This window comes from Slackia sp. (genome assembly GCF_977041755.1).
In genome coordinates this window covers 1-15,539 of the sequence record NZ_CDRRGL010000040.1, presented here as the reverse complement: position 1 = coordinate 15,539, position 15,539 = coordinate 1, and the positions used below count along the sequence as shown (strand labels likewise).

General features: G+C 56.3%; 15 protein-coding genes and 4 tRNA genes. 17 read left to right on the top strand and 2 right to left on the bottom strand.

Annotation, left to right across the window (positions count from 1 at the left end):
* The 3 genes from ACWI8T_RS04660 to ACWI8T_RS04650 all read left to right on the top strand — a co-directional run.
* On the top strand, window positions 1-760 hold a 760-nt coding region (locus tag ACWI8T_RS04660), incomplete at its 5' end, for an FAD/NAD(P)-binding protein (protein ID WP_449138119.1).
* Entirely contained in the window at window positions 761-1,552 is a 792-nt protein-coding gene (locus tag ACWI8T_RS04655) for an NADH-quinone oxidoreductase subunit B family protein (protein WP_114614904.1), read from the top strand.
* Between the two features lie 3 nt (window positions 1,553-1,555).
* Window positions 1,556-2,833 carry a Ni/Fe hydrogenase subunit alpha gene (locus ACWI8T_RS04650; RefSeq protein ID WP_449138118.1) on the top strand — a complete coding sequence of 426 codons (1,278 nt, stop codon included), beginning with the start codon at window positions 1,556-1,558 and terminating at the stop codon, window positions 2,831-2,833.
* A gap of 309 nt (window positions 2,834-3,142) precedes the next feature.
* On the opposite strand, the gene ACWI8T_RS04645 is transcribed toward ACWI8T_RS04650, so the two are convergent.
* Window positions 3,143-3,802, bottom strand: a complete 660-nt coding sequence (locus ACWI8T_RS04645; protein ID WP_449138117.1) for a TetR/AcrR family transcriptional regulator C-terminal domain-containing protein — start codon at window positions 3,800-3,802, stop codon at window positions 3,143-3,145.
* Window positions 3,803-4,213: 411 nt separating this feature from the next.
* On the opposite strand from ACWI8T_RS04645, the gene ACWI8T_RS04640 reads away from it, so the two are divergent.
* The 5 genes from ACWI8T_RS04640 to ACWI8T_RS04620 all read left to right on the top strand — a co-directional run bounded on the left by ACWI8T_RS04640 (window position 4,214) and on the right by ACWI8T_RS04620 (window position 8,763).
* Window positions 4,214-5,368 (top strand): acyl-CoA dehydrogenase family protein, encoded by a 1,155-nt coding sequence (locus ACWI8T_RS04640; protein ID WP_449138116.1) that lies wholly within the window; start codon window positions 4,214-4,216, stop codon window positions 5,366-5,368.
* Window positions 5,369-5,425: 57 nt separating this feature from the next.
* On the top strand, window positions 5,426-6,184 hold the full coding sequence (gene fixA / locus ACWI8T_RS04635; protein ID WP_449138115.1) for a putative electron transfer flavoprotein FixA: 759 nt from the start codon (window positions 5,426-5,428) through the stop codon (window positions 6,182-6,184).
* A 29-nt stretch (window positions 6,185-6,213) separates the two neighbouring features.
* Entirely contained in the window at window positions 6,214-7,101 is an 888-nt protein-coding gene (locus ACWI8T_RS04630) for an electron transfer flavoprotein subunit alpha/FixB family protein (RefSeq protein WP_294376223.1), read from the top strand.
* 79 nt (window positions 7,102-7,180) lie between these two features.
* Window positions 7,181-8,470 carry an FAD-dependent oxidoreductase gene (locus ACWI8T_RS04625; protein ID WP_302854294.1) on the top strand — a complete coding sequence of 430 codons (1,290 nt, stop codon included), beginning with the start codon at window positions 7,181-7,183 and terminating at the stop codon, window positions 8,468-8,470.
* A complete protein-coding gene (locus tag ACWI8T_RS04620) occupies window positions 8,467-8,763 on the top strand; it encodes a ferredoxin family protein (protein ID WP_288483261.1) in 297 nt (98 codons plus the stop codon). The genes ACWI8T_RS04625 and ACWI8T_RS04620 overlap by 4 nt, the downstream gene beginning before the upstream one ends.
* Window positions 8,764-9,208: 445 nt before the next feature.
* On the opposite strand, the gene ACWI8T_RS04615 is transcribed toward ACWI8T_RS04620, so the two are convergent.
* Window positions 9,209-10,489, bottom strand: a complete 1,281-nt coding sequence (locus ACWI8T_RS04615; RefSeq protein WP_449138114.1) for an aminotransferase class I/II-fold pyridoxal phosphate-dependent enzyme — start codon at window positions 10,487-10,489, stop codon at window positions 9,209-9,211.
* A gap of 151 nt (window positions 10,490-10,640) precedes the next feature.
* Here ACWI8T_RS04615 and putP point away from each other — a divergent pair, with 151 nt between their 5' ends.
* The 9 genes from putP to nusG all read left to right on the top strand — a co-directional run.
* Complete coding sequence (gene putP, locus ACWI8T_RS04610; protein ID WP_449138113.1) at window positions 10,641-12,209, top strand: sodium/proline symporter PutP; 1,569 nt, start codon at window positions 10,641-10,643, stop codon at window positions 12,207-12,209.
* A gap of 349 nt (window positions 12,210-12,558) precedes the next feature.
* A tRNA-Tyr gene (locus ACWI8T_RS04605) sits at window positions 12,559-12,643 on the top strand.
* 5 nt (window positions 12,644-12,648) lie between these two features.
* Window positions 12,649-12,724, top strand: a tRNA-Thr gene (locus ACWI8T_RS04600).
* A gap of 72 nt (window positions 12,725-12,796) precedes the next feature.
* Window positions 12,797-12,873: transfer RNA gene (locus ACWI8T_RS04595), tRNA-Met, on the top strand.
* 82 nt (window positions 12,874-12,955) lie between these two features.
* Window positions 12,956-14,158: an elongation factor Tu gene (gene tuf, locus ACWI8T_RS04590; RefSeq protein ID WP_114614914.1), complete on the top strand. Its 1,203-nt coding sequence runs from the start codon at window positions 12,956-12,958 to the stop codon at window positions 14,156-14,158.
* A gap of 136 nt (window positions 14,159-14,294) precedes the next feature.
* Window positions 14,295-14,444, top strand: a complete 150-nt coding sequence (gene rpmG / locus ACWI8T_RS04585) for a 50S ribosomal protein L33 (protein ID WP_114614915.1) — start codon at window positions 14,295-14,297, stop codon at window positions 14,442-14,444.
* Window positions 14,445-14,456: 12 nt separating this feature from the next.
* Window positions 14,457-14,533 (top strand) — tRNA-Trp (locus tag ACWI8T_RS04580).
* A gap of 117 nt (window positions 14,534-14,650) precedes the next feature.
* Window positions 14,651-15,022, top strand: a complete 372-nt coding sequence (secE, locus tag ACWI8T_RS04575) for a preprotein translocase subunit SecE (RefSeq protein ID WP_294376243.1) — start codon at window positions 14,651-14,653, stop codon at window positions 15,020-15,022.
* A gap of 1 nt (window position 15,023) precedes the next feature.
* Window positions 15,024-15,539: transcription termination/antitermination protein NusG (gene nusG / locus ACWI8T_RS04570; protein ID WP_449138112.1), on the top strand; the 516-nt coding region annotated here is incomplete at its 3' end.

The following is a 15,539-nucleotide window of genomic DNA, read 5'->3' as shown; positions in this document are numbered from 1 at the left end:
GCTCTTCGAATTCCGCTTGATTGACGAGCGCATTCGCGAAGCGTTCCATCAGCAGCCCGGCCAGTTCGTCGAGCTGTCCATCTTCGGCGTGGGCGAAGCTCCCATCTCCATTTCTTCGTCGCCTTCCAAGCAGGGCTTCATCGAGCTGTGCGTGCGACGCACAGGTAAGTTCACCGAAGAGCTGCACAAAATGCAGTGCGGCGACGTGGTTGGAATTCGCGGGCCTTTCGGCCGACCGTTCCCATTCGAAAAAATGAAGGGCCACGACATTTTGCTTGTCGCGGGCGGTTTGGGCATCGCGCCCCTGCGATCGCTGATCAACAATATTCACGATGAGCGCAGTGAGTTCGGCAAAGTTACCATCATCTATGGCTCGCGCAACCCGCGCGAAGTCATGTTCCGCGACCAGTTCGAGATGTGGCGCCACCGTCACGACTTCGATCTTCACCTGACCGTCGACAATTACGAAGACGGATGGGATGGCGAAGTGGGCCTGGTCACCAAGCCTTTCGAGCATTTGGAAGTCGATGCTGACAATACGTTCGGCGCATTGTGCGGGCCTCCGGTCATGTATCGATTCGTCGTTGAGGAAATGCGCAAGAAGGGAATTCCCTACGATCGCATTTACATGAGCTTCGAGCGCCATATGAAATGCGGCATGGGCAAATGCGGCCATTGCCAAGTGGGCCATCAGCATGTGTGCATTGACGGTCCCGTGTTCAATTATTGGGAAGCGAAGAACATTCAGGGGTCGATGTAGATGGAATGCCAAACGAAAAGGAACGCCACGCCGCGCGTGGTGGTGCTGGGCTTGGCGAGCTGCTTCGGCTGCCAGCTGCAAATTACGAACGCCGAATCGCATTTGCTTGAAATTCTGGGCCAAATCGATGTGCAGTATTGGCAAATGGCTTCAAGCGCGCCCGAGCCCGAGGGCGATGTCGACGTTGTGATTATCGAAGGCGCGGTTTCCACGGTCGAATCTCGCGAAATCGTGGAGCGCTGGCGTAAGCGCGCGAAATGCCTGATCGCCATGGGTGCATGTGCAGTATGCGGAGGCATTCCCTCCATCGCGGCGCATCATTTGGACGAGCGCGCGAAAAGCGTGTATGGCGATGCGCTCCCTTCCGCCTGCGGAGAAATGCTTGTTCCGCAGCCGGTCAGCAGCGTGGTCGATGTCGATTTCGAAGTTCGCGCATGCCCCATCGATCCCGCCGATTTCGTTGCGGTGATGCAGCATGCCATATATGGAAGCAATGCCACGGTGCAAACGGGAACGTTGTGCGGCAGCTGCAAACGCAATGAAAGCGGCTGCTTGTGGCGTGAAGGAAAAGTGTGCCTGGGCCTCGTGACCCAAGAGGGTTGCGGCGCGAAGTGCGTGCAACTTGGCCGCGAGTGCAATGGCTGCCGTGGCCTGTCGGCTAACGCGAATCTTTCGGCGGCCCGCGCGTTTGCCGAAAGCACGGGCGTCGGCGCTGTTCGCTTCGATGAGGCGCTTGAATTGTTCAACCTGGTGAACCCCATGCTTTCACCAATTTCGGAAGGGGAGGAGTAGCCCATGCGCACGACGCTTTCCATGCACCATATTGCTCGCATCGAGGGACACGGCAACATCTCGCTTTCCATAGAAGATGGTCGCGTGTCCGATGTGAAGATGAACGTGGTGGAACCCGCCCGTTTATTCGAGTCGATGGTGGGAGGACGCCCCTTCACCCAAACGAGCTATATCGCCTCGCGCATTTGCGGAATTTGCTCGTCGAGCCATGTGATAACCGATTTGCTTGCGATTGAGCAAATTTTTGGCGTGAAGACGAGCGAGCGCACGCGCGTTCTGCGCGAGCTGCTCGTGTATGGCAGCTTCCTGCAGAATCATGCAGCGCACTTGTTCGTTTTTGCCGCCCCCGATTTCGAAGGGCTCGACAGCGCTTTCCCCCTTGCGGAATCGGCGCCCGAGCTTTTCAATGGCGGAATGGGCATTAAGGCGCTGGGCAATGAGTTGTGCACGCTCGTTGGCGGACGCTCCATTCACCCCATCACATGCGTTGTAGGCGGTTTCACCCACGAGCCGTCTCGCGACGACTGCCTTGCCATGGCCGACAAAGTTGCCGCTGCGCGTGAATTCTGCGAAAAAACGGTCGATGTTTTCGCGGGCTTCAAGGTTCCGCAGATTGAGACCTCCGGCGATTTCATGGCGCTCGTGGAAGATGGCCGTTATTGCGTGGTTGGCGACACGGCGGCCTTCGCATCCGACGGCGCGCGTTTCGCCGCGGCCGATTACACCGACAACATCGAGGAATACGCCGTCGATCATTCGGCTGCGCGATTCTCACGTCGCGCGAGCACGAAGAAAAACATTACGACGAGCGCGCTTGCGCGCATCAACCTGAGCTGGAACGAGCTTTCGCAGCCTGCACGATTGGCTGCGGCCAAGGCGGGCCTTCGTCCTCCGGCGCGAAACCCCTTTTTGAACAATGTTGCGCAGGCCGTCGAGCTCGTCGATGTGTGCGTTCGTTGCGAGGCGATGCTTCGCTGGCTCGCGTTCGGCGAAGGAACGAGCAAGCCCGTCGATTTCGAGGTTCGTGCGGGCAGGGGTGTTGGCATGACCGAGGCTCCGCGCGGCACACTCATCCATGAGCTGGAAATCGGGGAAGATGGGCGCGTCAAACACGCGAGCATCATCACGCCTACGGTCCATAACTTGGGCGATACCGAATCGAGCGTGCGAACGCTCGCTGATTTGATGGCCGAGCAGGGTGCTTCCGAGGAAGAAATTCGCTTGGAGGTCGGAAAACTCGTGCGCGCGTACGATCCGTGCCTCTCGTGTTCCGTGCATTAGGCGATTTTCGCGAGTTTTGAGGCGTGGAAATACGCCCCTAATGGCGATTTTTGCGATGATTCGAGCCGCCTTCGGGCGGCTCGACTGGTTTAATGTGGACAAAATGTGAGCAAACAGGTAGTAATTCTCTCAAACACGACCGCTCACGTCCTAAAACATACCGTTCGCCGAAAGTGAAAAACTTTTTTTCGAGCGGATATTTTGAGAAAATGACCGAAAATAGTTGGTCAAATTAACAATATGCGAATTGAAAAAATGCCGTTTGACGTGGTCAAACGGCATTTTGTTTTCAGGGCGTGAAGGAATGGTTTAAAGCACGCGGCGCAGCTGCTGTTCCTTAATTTCGCTCTCGAGAGAGGAGTGAATGATGTTTTGGAACGGTTCGACGTCGCTCAAAATGCCCGCATTCGAGAGCTCGGGGTCGGAAATTCGATGCACGAGATAGCTGATCGCGGCCCCTGTATAGAACTCGGCAAGGAAGTGCACGGCCGAGTCGCTCAAGGAGCGATTGCTCAAAATGAATCGAATGTCGCGCTCAAGCGCCGGGACATAGAGCTTGTAGAGGTACGAGCGCAGCCCATCTTTCTCGGTGCTGTGGAGCGCCTTGGCGTAATATGCGCGGCGCTTTTCGAGCGTGTCGGCGAGCGCCTGGAAGAACTCGGAGCCATCGAGTGAGCGCACGCCGACCTTTTTGAATGCGTAATACGGCTTGTCGGCAATAGCCCCGTCCTCATCGCGCTCGTACACCAAATGGTCGGAATCGAAGCGCTCAAGCAGCGTTTCAGCAAGATCGTTGCGGAAGACCCAGCGAATGAGATGGGCCTTGTCTTCGAAGTGGTAGTAAAAGGTTTTGCGGTTTTTGCCCGATGCGGCAACGATGTCGGAAACCGAGATTCTTTCAATGGGGAGCTTCTCGGCGAGGCTCACGAACGATTCGCCCATAAGCTCCATGGTGTCGGAAGATGCCATAACGCTCCTTACATTACGAGTGATTTGGGACAGTTTTGCGAGTGCGTGGTGAAAACAAGCACGTGTTTGGGAATGGCGCCTTGCGAAAAACTATCCATATTTTAGCATCAGAGTCCGACACAAGCATCGATATGTCCTACTAGTTTTATAAGTAAAACATGCTCATTTCACTTGTAAGAATGCCATTTTGCCTTGTTTTACCTGTTAAAACATATGCCAATCCTATATATCGAACCACAAAGCTACAGAATTAGTTATATGTCCCGCAAAACGGCCTAATTTTACCCAGAATTTAGGAACTGACCATGCTCGAACGGACAGGAACGGCGTATTCTGCCGATATCGAAACCTGCGCCTTGTAGCGAAGGGGACAGGTTGGTCGAAAAGTCGACTCTTAACTAGGAGGAAGCAATGGATTTCGCTTTGACCGATGAGCAAGAGCTGCTGCTCGAAAGCGTGCGCGAGTTCTGCGATCGCTACTTCACCGACGACGTCGTGAAGGAAATGTACGAGAACGGCGGCATGCCCGACGAGATCGCCGAGGCATATCGCGACGCTGGCTTTGGCCTGATGGGTATTCCTGAGGAGTACGGCGGAATCCCGGCTGACAAAGTCACGTTGGGCCTGATGATCGAGGAGCTTTACCACAGCGCTGGCTGCATGCACATCCTCTATCAGAACTCCCTGTCCATGTTCGACATCATGGAGTTCGGCACCGAAGAACAGAAGCAGCAGGCCGTTGACCACTACATGGAGACCGGCTGGCCTATCGCTTCTCTGTCCATCTCCGAGCCGGGCGCTGGCTCCGACAATGGGTCCATGACCTGCGTCGCTAAGAAGCAGGCCGACGGCACCTACAAGCTTTCCGGCCAGAAGACCTGGGTCACCATGGGCGAGAAGCTCCCGTACACCATCGTCGTCGCCAAGGACGAGGATCCCAGCCGCGATAACCGCAACATGTCCCTTTGGTACATCCCCATGGACACCCCGGGCGTTTCCACCGCTTCGCTGCACAAGATCGGCCAGCAGTGCATCCCGTTCTGCGAGGTCTACTTCGATGACGTCGTCGTTACCGAAGAGCAGCGCATGGGCAAGCCGGGCGAGGGCTTCATGATGCTCATGAAGAACTTCGAGGTCGAGCGCTCCTTCATCGTCGCCGAGCAGGTTGGTCTGGCTCAGGCTGCTCTCGAGGACGCTGCCAAGTACGCCAACCAGCGCATCGCCTTCGGCAAGCCGATCACCAAGCTGCAGATGATCCAAGAGAAGCTCTGCGACATGGAGATCAAGGTTCAGAACACCCGCAACATGCTCTACAAGACCCTGTGGAAGCTCGACAACGGCGAATCGGTTCAGCTCGACTCCGCGATGCTGAAGCGCTACGGCTGCTCCGAGTGCTTCCAGGTCGCCGACATGGCGCTCTCCATCTACGCCGGTTTGGGTTATACTACTGAAGTCCGCATTGGCCGCATCTGGGCCGACCTGCGCGGCAACATGTTTGGCGGTGGCACCCACGAAGTCATGGCCTACATCGCCGGCCGTCAGGTTGCCAAGAAGTACGCCAATTAGTAAGTCACGCATAAGACAGTCTGTTAAGAAACGTATCCGAGAAGGGAAAGGTACAAGATGAAAATCGTTGTTTCTTTCAAGGTCGTTCCTGACGATCAGGACATCCAGGTGTCCGGCGACGGTAGCCTCGACTACGCCAAGGCTCACCAGATCGTCTCGACCTACGACTTGAACGCGATGGAAGCCGCCGCTCAGCTGGCTGCTGCCAACGAAGGTTCCGAAGTCGTGGGCATCACGGTCGGCGGTAAAAAAATCGACGACTCCAAGACCAAGAAGAACGTGCTTGCTCGCGGCATTGATCAGCTCTACATGACCGCTGACGACGCCTGCGCCGACCTCGACGCTGGCGCTACCGCTGCGGCTCTCGCCGAGCTCGTTGCCAAGGTGGGCGAATATGACCTCATCATCTGCGGCGACGGCTCTGCTGACAACTACGCTCAGCAGGTTGACGTGCAGCTGGCCGCTAAGCTCGGTCTGCCCGTCGTCAATGGTGCTACCAAGATTGAAGCTGGCGACGGCGTTGTGACCGTTGTCCGCACCCTCGAAGACGTCGTCGAGACCGTTGAGGTCCCGCTGCCTGCCGTTGTTTCGGTTGCTCCCGACGTCGCTCTGCCCCGCATCCCGGGCATGAAAGACATTCTGGCCGCCGGCAAGAAGCCGATGAACGTCTCCGCTGCTGAGGGCGCTTTCGCCAACAGCATTGAAGTCGTCGACTGCAAGGCTCCCAAGCAGGCCGACCGCAAGCTCGAGATCATCGACGCCGCCGACGATGGCGCCATCGAGAAGTTCGCTGCCGCTATCAAGGCTGCTCTGTAGTTCGCGGAATTAGGAAAGGATCGAAAACAATGAAAGCATTTGTTCTCGCTGAGCATTCCGACGCCGCCCAGGAGCTCTGCGCTGGCGCTCGCACGATGGCCGATGAGGTCGTCCTGGTTGCTATCGCCGACATGGAGGTTCCTGCCGCCGTCGCCGATAAAGTCCTGCACGTTGCCCTTCCCGAAGGCGCTGTCGTTGACGACGCTGCCGACACCGTGATTGCCGCGTTTGACGCTGAGCAGCCCGGCGTTGTGCTCGTTGAGCCGACCCGCCACATGAAGGTCGTTGCTGGCAAGGTCGCCGCTCATGCTGGCGCCTCCATCATCCCTGATGTCATCGAGTTCGACGGCGACGTCGCCGTCGACATGTACTTCGGCGGCGTGGGCATGAAGAAGCAGAAGGCCACCGGCGTTGCCTTCTACGGCGTTGGCGCTGGCGTTTTCGCTGAGGCTGCCGCTTCTGGCGCCAATGCGACCGAGGAACTCGCTTGGGTTGCTCCTGCCAAGGCCATCAAGCTCGTCTCTTCTGTGCCCGTCGAGAAGTCTGGCGTTGACCTGAACAAGGCTGACGTTGTCGTTGCCGCTGGTCGTGGCTTCGGCGCTGAGGAAGACCTCCAGATGGCTCGCGACCTCTGCGACAAGATCGGCGGCGGCCTCGGCTGCTCCCGTCCTCTCACCGAGGGTGTCAACTGGCTTCCCACCGAGGTCTACGTTGGCGTTTCCGGCCTCATGCTCAGCCCCAAGGTTTACATCGCAGCTGGCATCTCCGGCCAGATGCAGCACATGGTCGGCTGCAACCGCGCGACCACGCTGTTTGCGATCAACAAGGACAAGAACGCTCCTGTCTTCAAGCAGTGCGACTACGGTCTGGTTGGCGACATCAAGACTGTCCTGCCCGCGCTTGTCGCTGCGCTCTAAGTCGAATTCGACTTCGTAAACCGGCGTAGGCGTTTCCTGCGCCGGTTTTTCTTATCGCTTTCAAGGAAAGGAAGAGTCAATGGCAGACTTCGACGCAATCGTCGTCGGCTCTGGCTGCGCTGGCTCCGTTGCCGCATATGAGATTGCCAAGGCCGGCAAGTCGGTCCTGGTCGTTGAGCGCGGCAATTTCGCTGGTGCCAAGAACATGACGGGCGGCCGTATCTACGGCCACTGCCTGCGCGCCGTGTTCCCCGACAACTTCGACGAGATTCCGTTCGAGCGCAAGGTTTCGCACGAGCGCATCTCGCTGATGTCCCCCAACTCCAACTTCACCATCGATTTCACCTCCGAGGACCTTCTCAAGGACGGCCAGGAATCTTACACCGTGCTTCGTGCGCCCTTCGACCAGTGGCTTGCCGAGCAGGCCGAGAACGCTGGCGCAGAGTACATTTGCGGCATCGCCGTTGAGAAGCTCATTAAGGATGAGAACGGCAAGGTTATCGGCATTTTCGCTGGCGAAGACGAAATCACCGCTGACGTCGTCGTGCTGTGCGACGGCGCGAACTCGCTTCTGGTCGAGCAGGCCGTGGGCGCTAAGCGTCCCCCGGCGTCCCAGATGGCCGTTGGCGTCAAGGAAGTCTTCGAGCTTCCCGAAGAGGAAATCGACAAGCGCTTCCAGTGCGCACCCGGCGAAGGCACTGCATGGCTGTTTGCTGGCGACGCCACTCATGGCTCCTTCGGCGGCGGCATCATCTACACCAACAAAGACTCCATTTCTGTTGGCATCGTTGCTGGCGTTGAGGCTACGGCCAAGGGCAACGTCCCCGTGTACCAGATGCTCGAGGACTTCAAGAATCGTCCCGAGATTGCTCCTGTGCTCAAGGGCGCCAAGCTCGTCGAGCACTCCGGCCACCTCGTTCCCGAGGGTGGTATCACCACGATGCCCGAGCTCACTGCCGATGGCGTCATGATTGCTGGCGACAACGCCACCATGTGCGTCAACCTCGGCTACACCGTGCGCGGCATGGACTACGCCGTGGCTTCCGGCCAGATGGCTGGCCAGGCTGCTGTCAAGGCGCTCGACGCGGGCGACACCTCCAAGGCTGGCCTGAAGTGCTATGTCGACGCTCTCGAGAATTCCTTCGTCATGAAGGACATGCGTCAGTTCAAGAACGTTCCTAACTTCATGGAGCACTTCGACCGCATGTTCTGCGGCTACCCCGAGATGATTCGCGACATGATGAACACGATGTTCGTCGTCGACGGCAGCCCGGTTCAGCCCATGAAGAAGTCCATGATGCCCATCGTTAAGGGTGTCGGTTTCATGAACCTGTTCAAAGACGTTAAGGGAGCGATGAAGGCACTATGAGTGATATCAAATTCACGGTGAACGTCGATGAGTACCTGTCTCTGAACAAGTACGAAGTCGATGAGTCCAATGCACATATCGAGCTCGTTGATGATCCTTCTGACGAAGAGTTCGACAAGCTCATCCTGGTTTGCCCCGCTGCGCTGTACAAGCGCGACGAGGATGGCAAGAAGTCTTTCGACTATGCCGGCTGCCTGGAATGCGGCACCTGCCGCTTCGCTTGTGGCGACACCATCATCAAGAAGTGGGAAAACCCGCAGCCTACCATGGGCGTGGAGTACCGCTTCGGCTAAGCCAAGCGCGATATATCGCATAAAAAGAAAGGAGCCTTCGGGCTCCTTTCTTTTTCTATATGTCCCAGACGCATCACGGTTTGGGCCTTTGCTGCTCTTTCGGCTCTGCATGGCGTTGGGCCACGGCTCGCTGCCGCTTCGCCCTTCGGGCTACGCTATGCGATCGCCTGGCTTCGCTTAGCTTTTAAATAAGGGCAAGTATGAGCTCGGACGACCCTAAGCGAACCCAACGCCATGCAGAGTCGCCGCGTGATTGTTTTGCGAGAGGGAAAAATCGGACTTCTGTTCGCCGCTCCCTCGGCTTGCTCGAGACCGTCTGAGCTCACCCTGCTCTTCTTCTAAAAACTACGCGAAGCCAGGCGAGCGCATAGTGAGCGAAGCGAACGGTAGCGAGCCGTGGTCGTAAGCAAGCCGAGGGAGCGGCGAACAGAAGTCTCGAATCAGGCTATTTCGCGAGTAAAACCTCAACGGCGGCGAGCTTTACGCAGCACACAAATACTTCCATGGCCTGCTGGAGCTCGGAAAGTGGCGGCAGGGTAGGGGCGATGCGAATATTCGTGTCGCGTGGGTCTTGCTTGTAGGGCCACGTTGCGCCGGCGCCCGTCATAGTAACGCCTGCTTTTTTGGCGAGCTCTACCGTACGTTTTGCGGTTCCCTCCAATCCATCGAAGCTGACGAAGTATCCGCCCACGGGGTTCGTCCACGTTGCGACGCCTTCGTTCCCCAGTCCTTCTTCAAGCATACGCGCCACTAATTCGAATTTTGGGCGAATGATGGCGGCGTGCTTTTTCATGAGGGCATCAACGCCCGCGGCGTTTTTCAGGAAGCGCACGTGGCGCAGCTGGTTCATTTTGTCGTAGCCCACCGTTTGCACGCCCACGCGAGCTTTAATTTCCGCGATATTCTCGGCCGATGCGGCAACGGCGGCGATGCCGGCGCCCGGAAGCGTGACTTTCGACGTGCTGGCGAATTTGAAATAGCGGTTCGGGTTGCCGGCCGCCTCGCACGCAGCGGCGATATCGGCGACATGTTCGCGCTCGTCGTCGTAGAGATGATGCACGCAATACGCGTTGTCCCAGAAAATGCGGAAGTCGCTCGCGGCGCAGGGCATTTCCGCAAGGCGATGAACCGTTTCGTCAGAATACGTGATGCCGGTGGGGTTGGCGTATTGAGGCACGCACCATATGCCCTTGATGGAATCGTCTTCGGCGACAAGTCGCTCGATTTCGTCCATGTCGGGACCATTTTCGTTCATCGAGATGGGAATCATTTCAATGCCGTAGCTTTCGGTAATGCCGAAGTGGCGATCGTAGCCAGGCACGGGGCAGAGCCACTTTACTTCCGGAAGCTTGCACCAAGGCGTATTGCCCAAATAGCCGTGCGTGTATCCAGCGGTTACCAGGTCGAACATGATGTTGAGGCTCGAATTGCCGAACACGCATACATTGGCAGGGTTGTGCTCCATGACTTCACCCATCAAGCGCTTTGCTTCCGCGATGCCGTCCATGACGCCGTAGTTGCGGCAATCGGTGCCATCTTCAGCAATTAAATCGGTCGAAGAGGTGAGCTCATCGAGCATGGGCAAGCTCAATGCCAGCTGGTCGCATCCGGGCTTTCCACGTGCCATATTCAAAGAAAGCCCCTTCGCGCAGTGGCTCGCGTATTCAGTTTCGAGGGCCGCTTTCAGCGTTTCGAGCTCGCTGGTGGACATATCGACGTATGACATATATATGTCACGCTCCTTATGTGGGTTCATGCCGTTTGCGCGACCACTTTACCAAAATAAAGCGCTCCTGATTACGTATCGCGGCATATACCGTATAATCGGCAGGTATTTTCGTACTTTGCGGCACGTGCCGCTCTAGAAGGGGGTATCGATGTCATCAGGCGACATCCAGGTCATTCTTGCGATGGCCCTATACTTCATCGTCGTGCTTTCGGTGGGCTTTTTCTATCTAAGGCGCTCGAATTCATCGTCCGAGAACTATTTCCTTGGCGGCCGAGGCTTGGGCCCCTGGCTCACAGCGCTTTCGGCCGAGGCATCCGACATGTCGGGCTGGCTGCTCATGGGTTTGCCGGGCGTTGCCTATTTCACGGGCGCTTCCGATGCCATGTGGACTGCAATCGGCCTCGCCATTGGCACGTATCTGAATTGGAAGTTCGTGGCGCGCCGCCTGCGCAAGTATTCCGAGGTTGCCGGCAACGCCATCACTTTGCCCGATTTTTTCAGCAACCGCTTCCATGATGATCGCCGCATTCTCATGAGCGTCGCGGCCGTCATCATTCTGCTGTTCTTCTGCATCTATTGCGGCAGCTGCTTTGTAACGTGCGGCAAGCTTTTCTCCACGCTGTTCGGGCTCGACTACACCACCATGATGATTCTGGGCGCCCTCGTCGTGTTCGTGTACACCTTCGTGGGCGGATACCTCTCGGTATGCACGACCGACCTTATTCAGGGTTCTATCATGATTTGCGCGCTCGTGGTGGTTTTCGTGGGCAGCGTCGGCATGGCGGGCGGCGTGGAAAACACCGTCGCGTTTTTGCGAGACATCCCGGGCTTCCTTTCGGCCACTATGACGGCGCAACCCGTAATGGGCGCCGATGGCCTGCAGGTTGTTGAAAACGGCGTGCCTCTGTTTGGCGAAGCGGCGGTATACGGAGCCGGCGCAGTGACGATTGTCGGATGCCTCGCGTGGGGCTTGGGCTATTTCGGCATGCCGCAGGTGCTCGTGCGCTTCATGAGCGCGCGTCATTCCGATGACATCAAGAAGAGCCGCATCATCGCTACGGTTTGGGTCGTGGTGTCGCTTGCGAGCGCCGTGTGCATCGGCCTTGTGGGCCGCGCAGCGCTGCCTACAGAATTCCTTACCGCATCTGCCGCAGAATCGATTTTCGTCGTGCTTGCGCAAATCATGCTGCCTTCATTTGTGTGCGGCCTTGTGGTTTCGGGCATTTTCGCGGCAACGATGTCGTCTTCGTCGAGCTATTTGCTCATTGCCGGATCGGCTATATCGCAGAACCTTTATAAGGGCCTCATCAATCGAAAAGCGACCGATGCTCAGGCGATGTTCGTCTCGCGCGTGGCGCTTACGGTCATCCTTATCTTCGGAATCATTATCGCGCTCGACCAGAACTCTTCGATCTTCCAAGTCGTTTCATACGCATGGGCCGGTTTCGGCGCGAGCTTCGGCCCCCTTATGCTTCTATCGCTGTATTGGCGTCGCGCGAATTGGCAGGGTGCTCTTGCAGGCATGCTTACGGGTGCAGTAACTGTAATTGTGTGGAACCTTTGGGTGAAGCCTCTCGGCGGTATCTTTGGTATCTATGAGCTTTTGCCCGGATTTATTTTCGCGCTTATCGCCATCGTGGTGGTTTCGAAGCTCACGGCTGAGCCCTCTAAAGAAGTTCTTGATGAGTTCGATCACTATATGGAGGCGGACGTTTAGGGCGTAAAAACGCGAAACAGAGCTTTGCCGAAAGGGAAGGGGCGCTTGGGAAAGCGCCCCTTTTTTTCGCGTCTTGGAGAAAAAAATTGCCCAAAAATTTTTTTGGAAAGATTTTTGGGCAATTTGGCAATTTCGGGCGATATGAGCGAAATACGTCGAGAAAAAAGACCAGTTCAAAGCGGTCTTATGATGGAAATGTGTATGGATACGCCCGGCACCGTGTAAACGTTTGACACGACTAGGGGGTCACGGTAATATAACCACGCTCTTGCAGAGAGGAAAGAAAAACCGCCCTGCAAAAGCCGCAGCTTGATAAGTACACATAACGTATCCGAGCACTTTGCGAACTGGGCGTGTGCCCGAGTGGTTAAAGGGGACGGGCTGTAAACCCGTTAGCTCTGCTTACCTAGGTTCGAATCCTAGCGCGCCCACCAGTTTTGCCCGTGTAGCTCAGACGGTAGAGCACTTCGTTGGTAACGAAGAGGTCACCGGTTCAAGTCCGGTCGCGGGCTCCATCTTAGCTTATATTCACGATGGAGCTGATTCAATGAGAAAAAGCCAAGCGATTTTCGCAGTCGTGATTATATGGCGGTGTAGCTCAGTTGGTTAGAGCACACGGTTCATACCCGTGGCGTCACTGGTTCGAATCCAGTCACCGCTACCATTTGTAACGAACACGCGTCCTTTTGGGCGCGTGTCTTAATATGAAGTAAAAGAGGCCGAAAGGCCCCCACAGAGGAGGAATAATGGCTAAGGAGAAGTTCGAGCGCAGCAAGCCGCATGTGAACATTGGTACCATTGGTCACGTTGACCATGGCAAAACCACTTTGACGGCTGCTATCTCCAAGACGCTGTCCATGAACGACGGCTCTCACGGTACCGCAAACGCTGACTTCACTGCCTTCGACATGATCGACAAGGCTCCTGAAGAGCGTGAGCGCGGCATCACCATTTCTATTGCCCACATCGAGTATCAGACCGACGCTCGTCACTACGCTCATGTTGACTGCCCCGGCCACGCCGACTACGTCAAGAACATGATCACCGGTGCTGCCCAGATGGACGGCGCTATTCTGGTTATCGCTGCTACCGACGGCCCCATGGCTCAGACTCGCGAGCACATCCTGCTCGCCCGTCAGGTTGGCGTTCCCTACATCGTTGTCTTCCTGAACAAGTGCGATATGGTCGACGACGAAGAGCTCATCGAGCTCGTTGAGATGGAAACCCGTGAGCTCCTCACCGAGTACGGTTTCCCCGGAGACGACACCCCGATCATCCGTGGTTCTGCTCTGAAGGCCCTCGAGGGCGACGCCAAGTGGCAGGAGAAGATTTGGGAGCTCATGGATGCTGTTGACTCCTACATCCCGACCCCCGAGCGCGACGTCGACAAGCCGTTCCTGATGGCTGTCGAGGACACCATGACCATCACCGGCCGTGGCACCGTTGCTACTGGTCGTGTTGAGCGTGGCGTTCTGCATGTCAACGACCCGCTGGAGATCGTCGGCATCAAAGAGACCTCCAACACGGTCTGCACCGGCATCGAGATGTTCCGCAAGCTGCTCGACGAGGCTCAGGCTGGCGACAACATCGGCTGCCTGCTCCGTGGCGTCAAGCGCGAGGACATCGTCCGTGGCCAGGTTCTCTGCAAGCCCGGCTCGGTTACCCCGCACTCTGAGTTCGTGGGTCAGGTCTACATCCTTACCAAGGATGAAGGTGGCCGTCACACCCCGTTCTTCGATGGCTATCGTCCTCAGTTCTACTTCCGCACCACCGACGTTACCGGTGTTGCCCACCTGCCCGAGGGCGTCGAGATGGTTATGCCTGGCGACAACGTTGAGATCACTGGTGACCTCATCCACCCGATCGCCATGGAGGAAGGCCTCCGCTTCGCTATCCGCGAGGGTGGCCGCACCGTTGGCTCCGGCCGTGTGACCAAGATCATCAAATAACTCTTTTAAGAGCCATTTGATTACTGGTTAGTTTGTGAGTGGAGCTCGAGCAATCGAGCTCCACTTCTTCAGCTGAGTGCTTTGTTATATGTGTACAGATTCAAACTGAATTTCGATTTTTCTTAAAGGAGAGTTCATGCGTACGTTGGTCACCCTGGCCTGCACCGAGTGCAAGCGCCGCAACTACACGACCAAAAAGAACAAGCAGAATAATCCGGATCGACTCGAGATGAAGAAATATTGCAAGTGGTGCAAAAAGCATACCCTGCATAAGGAAACTCGATAAGATAGGGAACACAGGCCAGTAGCTCCAAGTGGTAGAGCGGCGGTCTCCAAAACCGCATGTTGTGGGTTCGAGTCCTACCTGGCCTGCCAGCTTGTTCAAGCAGCTTAAGTACGTAAGCTGCTTGTTTTGGTGTTTGGGGAAATTTAATTTCCAAGGATGATTCGGCGGTTTCTTCCCAAAGAAGCCGTATGAGAGAAAAAGAGACTATGGCGAAAAAGTCTAAAACGCAGAGGGCGAAAGCTTCCGCAGCGCGTCAAGCGCGCAAAGCGCAAGCTGCCGAGCTCGAAGCCAAAGGCGTCTCCGCTGAAGAGATTGAGGCCCAGAAAAAGGCCGAAGCTGCTAAGCAGGAGAAGAAGGCCGTCGAGAAGGCGAAGCCCAAAAAGCAGCGCTTTAAGTTCCTCAAAGAGGTTCGCTCTGAGCTTAAACGCGTTACGTGGCCCACGCGAAACGAAGTCCTTCGTTGGACGGGTGTTGTCGTGGGTGCTTTGCTGTTCTTCGGTATCTTTGTCGCCGTGCTCGATAACCTCATTGTTACGCCGATCGTCGTAGGCATCTCGAGCATTGGAGCAGGTGTCTAGTATGGCAAGAAAATGGTATGTCCTTCACACCTATTCCGGTTACGAGAATAAAGTGAAGACGAATCTCGAAAGTCGCATCGAAACGATGGGCCTCGAGAACAATGTATTCGGGATTGAGATTCCCACCGAGACGGTTACCGAAATCAAAGAAGGCGGCCGTCGCGTTGAGAGCGAAAAGAAAGTATTCCCGGGCTACGTTTTGGTTCGCATGGATCTTGACGATCGCAGCTGGGCTGCGGTTCGCAATACCCCAGGCGTTACCGGGTTCGTGGGAAGCCTCGGCAAACCCGAACCGTTGACTCGTGAAGAGTTCAACAAAATCATGAAACGCTCGTCTGTTGTTGCTCCCAAGAAGACCGTGTCGTCTTCTCTGGAAGTTGGGCAGGTTGTCAAAGTTACGAGCGGTCCTTTTGCCGAGTTTGATGGCACGATTTCTGAAGTCATGCCTGAGGCTGGCAAAGTCAAGGTCATGGTATCCATGTTTGGCCGCGAAACTCCTGTCGAGCTTACGTTCGAC

What these genes read in the sequence shown, in the direction of transcription:
- ACWI8T_RS04650 (WP_449138118.1), top strand. Translation starts at nt 1,556, where the DNA reads ATGCGCACGACGCTTTCCATGCACCATATTGCTCGCATCGAGGGACAC.
- tuf (WP_114614914.1), top strand. Translation starts at nt 12,956, where the DNA reads ATGGCTAAGGAGAAGTTCGAGCGCAGCAAGCCGCATGTGAACATTGGT.
- ACWI8T_RS04625 (WP_302854294.1), top strand. Translation starts at nt 7,181, where the DNA reads ATGGCAGACTTCGACGCAATCGTCGTCGGCTCTGGCTGCGCTGGCTCC.
- ACWI8T_RS04615 (WP_449138114.1), bottom strand. Translation starts at nt 10,489, where the DNA reads ATGTCATACGTCGATATGTCCACCAGCGAGCTCGAAACGCTGAAAGCG.
- secE (WP_294376243.1), top strand. Translation starts at nt 14,651, where the DNA reads ATGGCGAAAAAGTCTAAAACGCAGAGGGCGAAAGCTTCCGCAGCGCGT.
- ACWI8T_RS04630 (WP_294376223.1), top strand. Translation starts at nt 6,214, where the DNA reads ATGAAAGCATTTGTTCTCGCTGAGCATTCCGACGCCGCCCAGGAGCTC.
- fixA (WP_449138115.1), top strand. Translation starts at nt 5,426, where the DNA reads ATGAAAATCGTTGTTTCTTTCAAGGTCGTTCCTGACGATCAGGACATC.
- ACWI8T_RS04640 (WP_449138116.1), top strand. Translation starts at nt 4,214, where the DNA reads ATGGATTTCGCTTTGACCGATGAGCAAGAGCTGCTGCTCGAAAGCGTG.
- rpmG (WP_114614915.1), top strand. Translation starts at nt 14,295, where the DNA reads ATGCGTACGTTGGTCACCCTGGCCTGCACCGAGTGCAAGCGCCGCAAC.
- ACWI8T_RS04620 (WP_288483261.1), top strand. Translation starts at nt 8,467, where the DNA reads ATGAGTGATATCAAATTCACGGTGAACGTCGATGAGTACCTGTCTCTG.
- ACWI8T_RS04655 (WP_114614904.1), top strand. Translation starts at nt 761, where the DNA reads ATGGAATGCCAAACGAAAAGGAACGCCACGCCGCGCGTGGTGGTGCTG.
- putP (WP_449138113.1), top strand. Translation starts at nt 10,641, where the DNA reads ATGTCATCAGGCGACATCCAGGTCATTCTTGCGATGGCCCTATACTTC.
- ACWI8T_RS04645 (WP_449138117.1), bottom strand. Translation starts at nt 3,802, where the DNA reads ATGGCATCTTCCGACACCATGGAGCTTATGGGCGAATCGTTCGTGAGC.